The sequence below is a fragment of the Salmonella sp. 32010601201800023SM genome, from assembly GCF_017572235.1.
Classification (GTDB): Bacteria; Pseudomonadota; Gammaproteobacteria; order Enterobacterales; family Enterobacteriaceae; genus Salmonella; species Salmonella enterica.
The window spans coordinates 1-12,207 of record NZ_JAGEQS010000012.1; the positions used below are offsets into that span (position 1 = coordinate 1).

At 54.8% G+C, this 12,207-nt stretch carries 12 protein-coding genes and 1 riboswitch; of the genes, 4 read left to right on the forward strand and 8 right to left on the reverse strand.

Going from position 1 to position 12,207, the window contains the following annotated elements:
- Nucleotides 1–607: 607 nt before the first annotated feature.
- Both purH and purD read left to right on the forward strand, forming a co-directional pair.
- Nucleotides 608–2,197 (forward strand): bifunctional phosphoribosylaminoimidazolecarboxamide formyltransferase/IMP cyclohydrolase, encoded by a 1,590-nt coding sequence (purH, locus tag J4617_RS22290; protein WP_001187507.1) that lies wholly within the window; start codon nucleotides 608–610, stop codon nucleotides 2,195–2,197.
- A gap of 15 nt (nucleotides 2,198–2,212) precedes the next feature.
- Nucleotides 2,213–3,502, forward strand: a complete 1,290-nt coding sequence (gene purD / locus J4617_RS22295; protein ID WP_017466131.1) for a phosphoribosylamine--glycine ligase — start codon at nucleotides 2,213–2,215, stop codon at nucleotides 3,500–3,502.
- Here purD and zraR read toward each other — a convergent pair.
- Both zraR and zraS read right to left on the reverse strand, forming a co-directional pair.
- A complete protein-coding gene (gene zraR / locus J4617_RS22300; RefSeq protein ID WP_000617927.1) occupies nucleotides 3,499–4,824 on the reverse strand; it encodes a sigma-54-dependent response regulator transcription factor ZraR in 1,326 nt (441 codons plus the stop codon). The genes purD and zraR overlap by 4 nt on opposite strands.
- Before the next feature lie 5 nt (nucleotides 4,825–4,829).
- A complete protein-coding gene (zraS, locus tag J4617_RS22305; protein ID WP_024137282.1) occupies nucleotides 4,830–6,227 on the reverse strand; it encodes a two-component system sensor histidine kinase ZraS in 1,398 nt (465 codons plus the stop codon).
- A 253-nt stretch (nucleotides 6,228–6,480) separates the two neighbouring features.
- Between zraS and zraP the strand changes: the two genes are divergently transcribed.
- The gene (gene zraP, locus J4617_RS22310; protein WP_000828129.1) at nucleotides 6,481–6,936 is read left to right on the forward strand and encodes a zinc resistance sensor/chaperone ZraP; all 456 of its coding nucleotides are present in this window, start codon (nucleotides 6,481–6,483) and stop codon (nucleotides 6,934–6,936) included.
- Nucleotides 6,937–6,977: 41 nt separating this feature from the next.
- Here the strand turns inward: zraP and J4617_RS22315 are convergent, their stop codons facing one another.
- The 6 genes from J4617_RS22315 to nudC form a co-directional block, all read right to left on the reverse strand.
- Nucleotides 6,978–7,670 carry a DUF1481 domain-containing protein gene (locus J4617_RS22315; protein ID WP_001083931.1) on the reverse strand — a complete coding sequence of 231 codons (693 nt, stop codon included), beginning with the start codon at nucleotides 7,668–7,670 and terminating at the stop codon, nucleotides 6,978–6,980.
- Nucleotides 7,671–7,681: 11 nt separating this feature from the next.
- Entirely contained in the window at nucleotides 7,682–7,954 is a 273-nt protein-coding gene (gene hupA / locus J4617_RS22320; protein ID WP_001044509.1) for a nucleoid-associated protein HU-alpha, read from the reverse strand.
- A 186-nt stretch (nucleotides 7,955–8,140) separates the two neighbouring features.
- Nucleotides 8,141–8,731 (reverse strand): YjaG family protein, encoded by a 591-nt coding sequence (locus J4617_RS22325; RefSeq protein WP_000940092.1) that lies wholly within the window; start codon nucleotides 8,729–8,731, stop codon nucleotides 8,141–8,143.
- Between the two features lie 41 nt (nucleotides 8,732–8,772).
- Nucleotides 8,773–9,444, reverse strand: a complete 672-nt coding sequence (nfi, locus tag J4617_RS22330) for a deoxyribonuclease V (protein ID WP_000362363.1) — start codon at nucleotides 9,442–9,444, stop codon at nucleotides 8,773–8,775.
- A 9-nt stretch (nucleotides 9,445–9,453) separates the two neighbouring features.
- Entirely contained in the window at nucleotides 9,454–10,518 is a 1,065-nt protein-coding gene (hemE, locus tag J4617_RS22335; protein ID WP_000137623.1) for a uroporphyrinogen decarboxylase, read from the reverse strand.
- Nucleotides 10,519–10,558: 40 nt separating this feature from the next.
- Nucleotides 10,559–11,332: an NAD(+) diphosphatase gene (nudC, locus tag J4617_RS22340; protein WP_017466133.1), complete on the reverse strand. Its 774-nt coding sequence runs from the start codon at nucleotides 11,330–11,332 to the stop codon at nucleotides 10,559–10,561.
- Between the two features lie 92 nt (nucleotides 11,333–11,424).
- Between nudC and rsd the strand changes: the two genes are divergently transcribed.
- Entirely contained in the window at nucleotides 11,425–11,913 is a 489-nt protein-coding gene (gene rsd / locus J4617_RS22345; RefSeq protein WP_000934315.1) for a sigma D regulator, read from the forward strand.
- A gap of 52 nt (nucleotides 11,914–11,965) precedes the next feature.
- Nucleotides 11,966–12,190, forward strand: a riboswitch (TPP riboswitch).
- Nucleotides 12,191–12,207: the final 17 nt, after the last annotated feature.

Sequence of the window (12,207 nt, forward strand, 5' to 3'; positions counted from 1 at the left end):
GAATTAAACTTCGTAATGAATTACGTGTTCACTCTTGAGACTTGGTATTCATTTTTCGTCTTGCGACGTTAAGAATCCGTATCTTCGAGTGCCCACACAGATTGTCTGATAAATTGTTAAAGAGCAGGTGCGACGCGGCTTGCAGCTCACCGTCGCGAGGTGGCGTATATTACGCTTTCCTCTTTCAGAGTCAACCCTGAATTTCAGGATTTTTCTCTTCAACCGACCGGCTGTTTGTGTGAAGTGATTCACATCCGCCGTGTCGATGGAGGCGCATTATAGGGAGTTCTCTGCTGACCGCAATAGAAAAATTGCAGAAAAATGACTGTTTGCTGCATTCCCCAGCAAAACCCCTGGTTATACCCATTTACGCACAGACTTATCCACAAAATGCGCGTTCATCTCCTGGATCTTCTCACTCTGCAAATGATCTTTCAGGGATAAAAGCGGGGCCAGAATTTAAAAAGAAAAATTCGCGAGCGTTGCGCAAACGTTTTCGTTACAATGTCGCCGCAAAATGAGAATACCCCATAAGGGGCGTTAGCTGAGTTTTTCACGAAAAATTCAGCTAACGCTCTCTGTAATCGTCAAATCCAGGGGATTTACCATGCAACAACGTCGTCCAGTCCGCCGCGCTCTGCTCAGTGTTTCTGACAAGGCCGGTATCATCGAATTCGCCCAGGCACTTTCCGCACGCGGTGTGGAGCTGCTGTCTACGGGGGGCACCGCCCGCCTGTTAGCAGAAAAAGGCCTGCCGGTGACCGAAGTTTCCGATTACACCGGTTTCCCGGAAATGATGGATGGACGCGTAAAGACCCTGCATCCAAAAGTCCACGGCGGCATCCTCGGTCGTCGCGGCCAGGACGATGCCATTATGGAACAGCACCACATCGCCCCTATCGATATGGTTGTCGTTAACCTGTATCCGTTCGCCGAGACCGTGGCACGCGAAGGCTGCTCGCTGGAAGATGCGGTAGAGAACATTGATATCGGCGGCCCGACCATGGTGCGCTCTGCTGCTAAGAACCATAAAGACGTCGCTATCGTGGTGAAGAGCAGCGACTACGATGCCATTATTAAAGAGATGGATGCTAACGAAGGTTCTCTGACCCTCGACACCCGTTTCGATCTCGCGATTAAAGCCTTCGAACACACCGCCGCCTACGACAGCATGATCGCTAACTACTTCGGCAGCATGGTTCCGGCCTACCACGGTGAAAGCAAAGAAGCCGCCGGTCGCTTCCCGCGTACGCTGAATCTGAACTTCATTAAGAAGCAGGATATGCGCTATGGCGAGAACAGCCACCAGCAGGCAGCCTTCTATATAGAAGAAAATGTGAAAGAAGCGTCCGTTGCCACCGCACAGCAGGTTCAGGGCAAAGCGCTTTCTTACAACAACATCGCTGATACCGACGCGGCGCTGGAGTGTGTGAAAGAGTTCAACGAGCCAGCCTGCGTAATCGTCAAGCACGCTAACCCATGCGGCGTGGCGGTAAGTACCTCTATTCTCGACGCTTACGACCGCGCCTATAAAACCGACCCGACCTCCGCGTTCGGCGGCATCATCGCTTTCAACCGCGAGCTGGATGCCGAAACCGCGCAGGCCATCATCTCCCGTCAGTTCGTGGAAGTGATCATCGCCCCATCCGCAAGCGAAGAAGCGCTGAAAATCACCGCAGCCAAGCAGAACGTCCGTGTTCTGACCTGCGGTCAGTGGGGCGAGCGTGTTCCGGGCCTGGATTTCAAACGCGTTAACGGCGGCCTGCTGGTTCAGGATCGTGACCTGGGTATGGTGAGCGAAGCTGAACTGCGCGTGGTTTCCAAACGCCAGCCGACCGAGCAGGAGCTGCGTGACGCGCTGTTCTGCTGGAAGGTAGCCAAGTTCGTGAAATCCAACGCCATTGTGTATGCCAAAGAGAACATGACTATCGGCATAGGCGCAGGCCAGATGAGCCGCGTGTACTCCGCGAAAATCGCTGGCATTAAAGCGGCTGACGAAGGTCTGGAAGTGAAAGGCTCAGCCATGGCTTCCGACGCCTTCTTCCCGTTCCGTGACGGTATTGATGCCGCTGCCGCTGTCGGCGTGAGCTGCGTTATCCAGCCTGGCGGTTCTATCCGTGATGATGAAGTGATTGCCGCTGCCGATGAACACGGCATTGCGATGATCTTCACCGACATGCGCCACTTCCGCCATTAATTCAGGGAGCAGACGATGAAAGTTTTAGTCATTGGTAACGGCGGGCGCGAACACGCGCTGGCCTGGAAAGCCGCACAGTCGCCGCTGGTTGATACCGTTTTTGTCGCACCGGGCAACGCGGGCACCGCGCTGGAACCCGCGCTGCAGAACGTGGCTATTGGGGTCACCGATATTCCGGCGCTGCTGAGCTTTGCCCAGAACGAGAAGATTGATCTGACCATCGTCGGCCCGGAAGCGCCGCTGGTGATTGGCGTGGTCGATGCATTCCGCGCCGCTGGCCTGAAGATCTTCGGCCCAACTGAAGGCGCTGCGCAGCTGGAAGGCTCCAAAGCCTTCACCAAAGATTTTCTTGCGCGTCATCACATCCCGACGGCGGAATACCAGAATTTCACCGAGATTGAGCCAGCCCTGGCTTATCTGCGTGAGAAAGGCGCGCCGATCGTCATCAAGGCCGATGGTCTGGCTGCGGGTAAAGGTGTTATCGTCGCAATGACGCTGGAAGAAGCCGAAGCCGCCGTTCATGACATGCTGGCAGGCAACGCCTTTGGCGACGCGGGCCACCGTATCGTGATTGAAGAGTTCCTCGACGGCGAAGAAGCAAGCTTTATCGTGATGGTCGACGGCGAGCACGTGCTGCCGATGGCCACCAGCCAGGACCACAAACGCGTGGGAAACGGTGATACCGGCCCGAACACTGGCGGGATGGGTGCTTACTCCCCGGCGCCGGTGGTGACTGATGAAGTGCACCAGCGCACCATGGAACGCATCATCTGGCCAACCGTAAAAGGCATGGCGGCGGAAGGGAATACCTACACCGGCTTCCTGTATGCGGGCCTGATGATCGACAAGCAGGGCAACCCGAAGGTAATCGAGTTCAACTGTCGCTTTGGCGATCCGGAAACCCAGCCAATCATGCTGCGCATGAAGTCGGACCTGGTGGATCTGTGCCTGGCCGCCTGCGACGGCAAGCTGGATGAGAAAACCTCCGAGTGGGACGAGCGCGCTTCATTAGGCGTGGTGATCGCCGCGGGCGGTTATCCGGGCAGCTACAGCACCGGCGACGAGATCCAAGGTCTGCCGCTGGAAGAAGTGGCTGACGGTAAGGTTTTCCACGCGGGCACCAAACTCGCCGATGACGACCGCGTGTTGACCAGCGGCGGACGCGTCCTGTGCGCCACCGCGCTGGGCCACACCGTGGCCGAAGCGCAGAAACGCGCTTACGCCCTGATGACCGACATCCGCTGGGACGGCAGCTTCAGCCGTAACGACATCGGCTGGCGCGCCATCGAGCGTGAACAGAACTAACGGCTGAGTTTAGCCAGCAGCGTTTTGCGCGTAATGCCCAATTGACGGGCGGCTTCCGTTTTATTGCCGCCCGTTTTTTCCAGCGCCGCCAGAATCACCTCTTTCTCCACATCGACCAACGGTTGGATTTCGGCGCTGTATTCCGTTTTTATCGGCGTCGCGGCAATAGCGAGAGGCAATTCGCGTTCAGAAATGTATTCTCCCGTCAGCAACACCACCGCCCGCTCGATAGCGTTTTCCAGCTCACGGATATTGCCCGGCCAGTCGTAGTGGATCAGCAGATCCATCGCCTGCGGCGTAAACCCCTTCACCGCTTTTCGGTTACGTTCGGCAAAACGCCGCAGAAAATGGTCTGCCAGTAGCGGAATATCTTCCCGACGCTGGCGCAAAGAAGGCATTTCAATCGCCACCACATTCAGGCGGTAATAGAGATCCTGGCGAAAACGACCAGCACTCACCTCTTCCGCCAGATCGCGGTGGGTAGCGGCAATTAACCGAACATCCACAGATATCGTCTGGTTACTTCCCACGCGTTGCACTTCGCGCTCCTGAATCGCCCGCAGCAAACGTACCTGCATTAACGGCGAGATATCGCCGATTTCATCAAGAAACAATGTCCCGCCGTCAGCTTCGACAAAGCGTCCCTCCCGACGTTTATCCGCACCGGTAAACGCACCTTTTTCGTGACCAAACAGCTCGGACTCCAGCAGCGATTCATTAAGCGCCGCGCAGTTGAGCGTGACCAGCGGTTTATCGCTCCGGGCGCTACAGGCGTGTAGCGCCCGCGCCACCAGCTCTTTACCCGTGCCGGAGTCTCCGTGAATCAATACCGTGGCGTCTGATGGTGCAACCATCGCGATTTCATTCAGTAAATGTTGCATCGCCGGGCTGCTGCCAATCATGCCAAATTGCGCAGCCGACGCCGATGGCAATTCAGCGCCCGTTTCCCGCGTATGCGCCAACGCCTTTTCCAGCGTCTCCTGCAGACGGTCAAAATCCAGCGGTTTAATTAAATAGTCGAGCGCGCCGGCTTTCAACGCCTCTACCGCCGTTTCCACGCTGGAGAATGCCGTCATAATCAAAATCGGAATGGCGGGATTGAGCGCTTTAATCTCCTTCAGCGTGGCGATACCGTCCATCTCCGCCATACGCACATCGCACAGTACCAGATCAAAGACTTTCTCACGCACCTGAGCCAACGCATCATGCCCACTGTAGGCCAGAGCGACGTTATAGCCCCAGCCCCGAAGCAGCGCCTGTAAAATCGTGCAGTGGCTTACATCATCATCCACAACCAGAATATCGATTTTTCCGCGTATCACCCTTGTTAATCCTGTTGTCTCGCTATCACTGGCAACCAGATAGTAAAGACCGCGCCTTTACCCTCAATACTTTTCACCTTAATCGCGCCGCCATGCTGTTCGATGATATTTTGCACCACCGCCAGCCCCAGGCCTGTCCCGTCAGCTTTGGTCGTAAAATAAGGTGTAAAAATCGCCTCCAGCTGATCCGGGGCGATCCCTTTCCCGCTATCGGTAACAGTGATGATAACGCGGTCGGTCCCACTTTCTTTTGCCTCTACGGTAATCGTTCCCTGGCGGCCAATCGCATGAATAGCGTTCAGGTACAAATTCAATAGCACCTGAGTCAGCCTGTCCGGGTCAGCCTGAATACGCTTAAGCGTCTCATTCGCCGTGAATCTCAACTGAATCTCTCTGCTTTGGGCATCCTGACTGACCAGATTCAGGGAGTGAGTAATAATATCATTGAGGTTAACCGCCTGGAGCGTCAGATGCGCGGGCTTTACCAGTTCGAGCAATTCGCTTACCACCCGGTTCAAACGGTCGGCCTCTTTGGCCATCACCTGCGCCAGTTCATGCGACTCGCCGCCGGCAGGCGTGCGCTCGGCAAAGTATTTCGCCAGCCCTTTGATGGACGAGAGCGGGTTACGAATTTCGTGCGCGACGCCCGCCGCCAGATGCCCCATCGCCACCAGCTTTTCTTTACGCTTCATTGCATCAAGCAGTTCTCTGTGCGAGCGCTGATAACGCTGATGCCAAAAAAACGCCAGTAACGTTGCCAACAGCACCGCCGCTAACGCAGACAACACAATCAGCGTATTACGCCACTCCCTTGCCTGTGTCGCGGCCAGCTCGCTGGCGTCAAAGGCAATAAAAATAGTTTGTTTCGCTGGTTCGTCGTCATTGGCGCTACGCGCCATGCCGTGCCCCCTCATACCGTGACCTCTCATACCGAAAAGCGGCTGGAACTGACGGTAAATTTCCAGCGCAGGCACCGTCTCGCCGTTAGCAACAACGTCGACACGCCGCCAACGCTCCTGCGGCCCGGGGTTTAGTTGATGCATTTCAGATGCGGAATAGAGCGATTTGCCCACCATGCCAGGGTTGCTATGAGTGATGATTACCCCCTGCGCATCCGTTACAGCGAACCACAACACGCCTGGCTGACCCGCCATCTCTTCCAGCAATGTCTGCTGCTGCGCGTGATGCATCCGCATTCCCATACCTACTCGCGTGCCGGACTCCAGTGCGCGAATGAGTACATTTCCCTTTTCCAGCAGCGTCTGCCTGGCGGCAGCGCTCTCACGGCCATAGTCGCGAATGACCATAATGGAAAATAGCCCCACCAGAATGAAGATCGCCGCAGGTAACAGCCGACTCAACCACATTGCAGCGGCATCTTTATGTAATCGTATAAAACTCACAGGCTTCCCCGGCTCGTTTTTATTTTCCTTACTTAAGCAGAGATCATGCCATTCTTCGCTCCGCATAACCGCGCGTTGTCGCACACCCTTTCGGATACGGATGGGTAAAAATGACTCGCCAGGCGGGTCATGCGAGTCATTTTTACTCGCTTTTTGCCGCCTGAAGCGGGTTAACTCGCTGCCCGACAAGGAATAGTTACCTGGCACGGAAGATGCAAGAGAGAGGATAAGATGAGCAACAGGAGAACGCAAAATGAAACGGAACAATAAATCAGCTATCGCGCTAATCGCCCTCTCTCTTTTGGCCCTGAGCTCCGGCGCCGCCTTCGCCGGGCATCACTGGGGCAACAATGACGGTATGTGGCAACAGGGAGGTAGCCCGTTAACCACGGAACAGCAGGCGACGGCGCAGAAGATTTATGATGATTACTATACGCAGACCAGCGCGCTGCGCCAGCAACTGATATCCAAACGTTATGAATACAATGCGCTACTGACCGCCAGTTCGCCGGATACTGCGAAAATTAACGCGGTTGCCAAAGAGATGGAGTCATTAGGCCAGAAGTTAGATGAGCAACGCGTGAAACGGGATGTCGCGATGGCGCAGGCTGGCATACCACGCGGCGCAGGAATGGGCTATGGCGGTTGCGGCGGCTATGGCGGCGGTTATCATCGCGGCGGCGGTCATATGGGTATGGGAAACTGGTAAAGCATGTTTGCCGAATGGCGGCTTCGCCATTCGGTATTCCATCAAAAGGTTTTCGCTTGCGGCTGCCAGTGACAGAAATCTGAATTCGCCACCAGCAAAAGTTGCGATCCTTCCGGCGCCTCCAGCCATGCTACGCTCACCTCTACCGATGAGTGGTTCTGGCGGCGCTCAATGTGGCTTATTGCCCAGGAATCCAGATCCGGTTTCAGCGTTTCACCTTCACAGGTGGTTACCGTATGGTCGGCGTGCCAGCGTCCCTGGCGTAGTATGACCCGCCCCAGGCGCAAGGCGTCGCTGGTCTGACGGATTTGTTCGGCGCGATAACGATACAAGGCAATCTGATCGTTGGAAAGCTGCTGCTTCTGCCCCCCGACTTCACGCTGCATAAAACTGAGTTCGCCATGAGCGTCGAAACGCGCGCGAATATGTTCTGGCGGTTTGCTGTAAATATTGAGTTCAATAAGCGAAAGCGTATCACCCTGCCAACGATATTCGCTGGTCGTCGTGCTGCCGCTATGCCACGGGCTAAAAACAGAAAGCAGATGGACTTCATCGTTCGTATCTTTACGCCAGATACGCACCGCGCCGTGATCGCCGGCAAAGCCGCTGGCAGTAAACGGAGGCGGTGAAGCGTTATGACTGCAGGCAGTCAGCAACAGCGCGCCAGAAAACAGAAACGCGCGACGCCAGACAGACAAAAGGGGCTGACGAGCCCCTTCGATAAAACTGTTCACAGCTACGCGTCTTACTTAACTGCGTCTTTCAGAGCTTTACCAGAAACAAACGCCGGTACGTTAGCGGCGGCGATTTTGATTTCTTTACCGGTCTGTGGGTTACGGCCAGTGCGCTCAGCACGGTGGTTCACTTTGAAGGTACCGAAACCAACCAGTTGTACAGCATCGCCTTCTTTCAGAGACTCAGTAATAGCAGCCAGAGTGGATTCCAGAGCAGCTTTAGCCTGGGTTTTGGACAGTTCTGCTTTGTCTGCAATTACATCAATCAGTTGAGTCTTGTTCATAAGTTATCCTTACAATGTGTTTATCGCTTGCTAAGCATCGAGTGCGACGGAAATGCCAGAAAAGCACTCTCCTGCATACACGCACCGATAGCCACTTTTTTTCGCCTCCCAAATGTAGACCAGACGGGGGGCATAAGGGAAGCCTTATGGCACGACAAATCAGACGTTAAATCACGTTTTCTGGTGTCATTGCTGAAAATTTATACCGATATTGCTCTCACCAGCCTCGCGCAGGTCTGCCCTGAGCCCTTTTATCAGTTCAATATCGCGTTCTTCGCAGTCGGCTAAAAGTCGGAATATTTCCCACTGAATATCCCATTCCTGTTCAACGGCAGGGTTCGTTTTGAGCTCCTCATCGGTCATTTCCCGACCAGCCTGAGTCATTTCCAACATCGCTACCGTAGTAATGGAAGTCTTACTAACCTCAATAGCGTGTTCCAGCGTTTCGCCGCTAAGGCGAGAATGCATTAATTCGCTTAATGCGACGCAGGCATCAATCGCCGGGTAAACGCCGTACAGATCATAGTCGTCAGCTGCCGGAATTGCCTCTTCAAACTTCTCCAGTTGGCTATCGAAATTGACCTTTGCATCTTTCACCGTCAGGGTTTCCCAGATCAGATCCAGAATGCGACGGTAGATCTGTCCGTCGCCGAATTCCGTCTGCTTGCAAAACATGGCGTAGTTCGGGTACATGCGCTCGCACAAGCAGGCCATAAAGGTAACGTGCTGCCAGCTTTCCAGCCGCTCCAGACGCAAATGAATCGGGTTTTGTAACATGATGGAATCTCGAATCGGAAATTAGCGGCAGTTTACCTGAATCAGCGCTGAATTTCTTGCCAACGAACAAACGCCGGACGTCCGGAAGCGACGGCATCCGCCCAGCGCGTCGGCTCCGGCAGGCGATACCCTTTCATACAGCGCTGTACCCACGCCAGCGCGCTGTCAGTACTGACCCGGTGCCCTGTCGCGATAAACAGCGGATTACAGCGCGCCTTGCTGCGCCATACCCACGCCAGTTGCTCGCCTTTATCCATTAAGGGGCTAAGTGCGCCAGGTTCGGTGGAAAGTGGTTCAAATTTACCGCATAGCCGTTTTTTCGCCACGCCGATGGTCGGCACGTCCACCAACAGTCCAAAATGACTGGCGACGCCAAGCCGACGCGGATGCGAAATACCGTGACCGTCCACAAACAGCAAATCGGGCTTTTGCGAGAGCTGTTCCCACGCCGCCAGCAGAGCAGGATATTCACGAAAAGAGAGAAAGCCGGGGATATACGGCATGGTGGTGGCAATACGCGCCACCTTGTACTCGACCAGTTCAAGCGACGGATATTTCAGCAATACCATCGCCGCCCGCGTCACCTCGCCCCCCTGCTCAAAACCGACGTCCGCCCCGCCGATAAACGCTGGCGGATCTTTGTCCAGGCGATCTTCGCGGCAAACCGATGAAGCAAGTTCTATCTGTTGAGCGCGTAGCGACGCGAGATCCATACTAACTCCTTAGTTGTGATACTGCGCAGAAAGTCGGTGCACTGCCTCCACAAATGCGCCAGCATGTTCTGGCGGCACATCCTGATGGATGCCATGTCCAAGGTTAAAGACGTGCCCTTCTCCCTGACCGAAACCAGCAAGTATAGTCGCTACTTCGTCTTCGATCCGTGCCGGCGGCGCATACAGCATCGAGGGGTCCATATTGCCCTGCAGCGCCACTTTATGACCAACGCGACGGCGCGCATCGGCGATATCTGTCGTCCAGTCGAGACCCAGCGCGTCGCAGCCGGTTTCCGCCATCGCCTCCAGCCACTGACCGCCACCTTTAGTGAACAGCGTTACCGGCACGCGGCGACCGTCGTTTTCACGCAGCAGGCCATCGACGATTTTATGCATGTAGTAGAGGGAGAATTGCTGGTAATCGCGGCCAGTCAGCACGCCGCCCCAGGTATCGAAAATCATCACCGACTGCGCACCCGCTTTAATCTGCGCGTTGAGGTACAGCGTGACGCTTTTCGCCAACTTATCCAGCAGCAGATGCAACGCCTGCGGGTCGGCGTACATCATCTTTTTAATCACCGTGAAGGCTTTGCTACTGCCGCCTTCCACCATGTAAGTCGCCAGCGTCCACGGGCTGCCGGAGAAGCCGATCAGCGGAACCTCGCCTTTTAGTTCGCGGCGAATCGTACGCACCGCATTCATCACGTAGCCCAGTTCACCTTCTGGATCCGGAATCGGCAGTTTTTCAACGTCGGCTTTGCAGGTGACAGGGGCTGTAAAGCGCGGGCCTTCCCCAGCTTCAAAATAGAGCCCCAGGCCCATCGCGTCCGGAATCGTCAGGATATCCGAGAAAAGGATCGCCGCATCAAGCGGATAACGGCGCAGCGGCTGTAAAGTGACCTCGCAAGCCAGTTCGGCATTTTTGCACAGCGACATAAAATCGCCCGCCTGAGCGCGAGTGGCTTTGTACTCCGGTAGATAACGGCCCGCCTGGCGCATCATCCACACTGGCGTAACATCAACGGGCTGGCGCAGCAGCGCACGTAGATAACGATCGTTTTTGAGTTCGGTCATTTTTACATTCCTTTAGCGTTGATGCGCCCAGTGTAACATGTCAATCATATTCAGCCCGACACATTGCCACCGTATCTTCGATCAAACGGCGCGCGACGGTGCCCGGTGGCGGTAGTAGCGGCAGATCGTCATAACGGTACCAATTTGCTTCCAACAGTTCTTTCGGGTCGATGACAATCTCGCCGCTGTCATACTCCGCCATAAAAGCGGTCATCAACGACTGCGGGAAAGGCCACGGCTGGGAAGTCACATAGCGCAGATTTTTCACCTTAATCCCGCTCTCCTCCATTACCTCTCGCGCGACCGCCTGTTCTAAGGTTTCGCCGACTTCAACAAACCCGGCCAGCACGGTATGCACGCCGTTGCGGTGGCGAACGTGCTGGGCAAGGAGGATCGAATCCTCACGGCGGATCGCGACGATAATGCAAGGGGCGATTTGCGGGTAGTAACGCTCGCGGCAATGGCTGCACAGCATCGCCCATTCGGTTTTACTCGGGTGCATAGGGTGCCCGCAATAGCCGCAAAATTTATGCGAACGATAAAACTCCGCCAACTGTACGCCACGTCCCGCCAGTTGAAACAGCCCTGCATCCTGATCGATAACCTGGCGAACCGAGCCCATATCATGGCGTCGATGCTGTAACACCAGCCAGACGGGCTCGCCTTGCCATTCACCTATCCGGAGTGCGCGCTGCCCCACAAGATCGAAATTTGCCGCCAGCCCGTGTGGTAATTCCCCATACGGCAACCATAATTTTTGTTCATGGCTGACGATCCACCAGCCACTATCTAATTTCTCAATTATACGATCCATAGCTCTTGCACTACCTTTGCTTCACTGGCATGTTGTTAACATTATTTTTACATTCATGGCGAGCAGCCTTTATCTAACTTGCGGAGACAATCATGCTAAACCAGCTGGAAAACCTGACGGAGCGCGTTGGCGGAAGCAACAAACTGGTCGATCGCTGGCTGGATGTACGTAAGCACCTGCTCGTGGCTTACTACAATCTGGTTGGCATTAAGCCTGGCAAAGAATCGTACATGCGGCTGAATGAAAAAGCGCTGGATGATTTTTGTCAGAGCCTGGTCGATTACCTTTCCGCCGGGCACTTCAGTATTTATGAACGTATTCTCCATAAATTGGAAGGAAACGGTCAGCTTTTACATGCGGCAAAAATCTGGCCACTGCTGGAAGATAATACGCAGCGCATTATGGATTATTACGACACCAGCCTGGAAACTGCCATCGATCACGATAATTGTCTCGAATTTCAACAAGCTCTGTCAGATATCGGCGAAGCGCTGGAAGCCCGCTTTGTGCTGGAAGACAAGCTGATTATGCTGGTGTTTGATGCGATGCACGACGGCGCCAGAGTCAAACGTCCCGCTTGAGTTCTGCGCGAGTAACGGGTAGTTTACTTCAGCCCCCTCTTCGGAGGGGCGGTTATCTTGTCGGAGTGCTAATTTTCCACAAAAGCGTTCGTGATGCGTCAAGGCGGCAAGTCGGTGAATCTCCAGGAGCTTACATAAGTAAGTGACTGGAGTGAGCGGACGAAGCCAACGAAGAGGCAGCGCGAAGGATGAAGTGGAAAAGGCTGAGACCGTTAATTCGGGATCCGCGGAACCTGATCAGGTTAATACCTGCGAAGGGAACAAGAGTAATTCTGCTTTTTGCTGCTGCCTTTA

What these genes read in the sequence shown, in the direction of transcription:
- nfi (WP_000362363.1), bottom strand. Translation starts at nt 9,444, where the DNA reads ATGGATCTCGCGTCGCTACGCGCTCAACAGATAGAACTTGCTTCATCG.
- purD (WP_017466131.1), top strand. Translation starts at nt 2,213, where the DNA reads ATGAAAGTTTTAGTCATTGGTAACGGCGGGCGCGAACACGCGCTGGCC.
- hemE (WP_000137623.1), bottom strand. Translation starts at nt 10,518, where the DNA reads ATGACCGAACTCAAAAACGATCGTTATCTACGTGCGCTGCTGCGCCAG.
- hupA (WP_001044509.1), bottom strand. Translation starts at nt 7,954, where the DNA reads ATGAACAAGACTCAACTGATTGATGTAATTGCAGACAAAGCAGAACTG.
- rsd (WP_000934315.1), top strand. Translation starts at nt 11,425, where the DNA reads ATGCTAAACCAGCTGGAAAACCTGACGGAGCGCGTTGGCGGAAGCAAC.
- zraP (WP_000828129.1), top strand. Translation starts at nt 6,481, where the DNA reads ATGAAACGGAACAATAAATCAGCTATCGCGCTAATCGCCCTCTCTCTT.
- nudC (WP_017466133.1), bottom strand. Translation starts at nt 11,332, where the DNA reads ATGGATCGTATAATTGAGAAATTAGATAGTGGCTGGTGGATCGTCAGC.
- J4617_RS22325 (WP_000940092.1), bottom strand. Translation starts at nt 8,731, where the DNA reads ATGTTACAAAACCCGATTCATTTGCGTCTGGAGCGGCTGGAAAGCTGG.
- purH (WP_001187507.1), top strand. Translation starts at nt 608, where the DNA reads ATGCAACAACGTCGTCCAGTCCGCCGCGCTCTGCTCAGTGTTTCTGAC.